The organism is Leptospira ilyithenensis (genome assembly GCF_004771005.1).
GTDB classification, from domain to species: Bacteria; Spirochaetota; Leptospiria; order Leptospirales; family Leptospiraceae; genus Leptospira_A; species Leptospira_A ilyithenensis.
Genome location: NZ_RQHV01000019.1, coordinates 1 through 409 on the forward strand (window position 1 = coordinate 1; position 409 = coordinate 409).

1 protein-coding gene is annotated in these 409 nt (G+C 44.7%); it reads left to right on the forward strand.

Going from position 1 to position 409, the window contains the following annotated elements:
- Positions 1–409, forward strand: a 409-nt coding sequence (locus EHS11_RS03005; RefSeq protein ID WP_135762944.1) for a TIGR04388 family protein, incomplete at both ends; no start/stop codon positions are given.

Here is a 409-nt window from a genome sequence, read left to right on the forward strand (position 1 = left end):
AATACAAACAGAGTGGACACGACCTACCTGAACCGGATCGGAGTGCAAACCACTCTTTCCGGGCAGGACACATATACCCAAGCGGCCCAGCTCCAACAACAAATTGCAAATGCAAGAAACCAGTGGAGTCAAAACTTCAACCAGAATGAGCAACAGGGATTCAACGACTTTGCAACCTCCTTACAAACGATAGAAAGCAATTACAGCCAATTTCTGGATTCTATGGACGAATCGGAAGCTACTTTCCAAACCAATCTGAACGCAATCGATTCCTATAAATCAGTCGTTAAAAGCGGAATCCAGGGGATCGTAGATCAGTTCAAAACAATGCTCGCTGATACTTGCAACAAAACCGATGACTGCGTGTATAAAAAAGCCAACCAGGGAGGTTTGAATGATGCAGGCATCA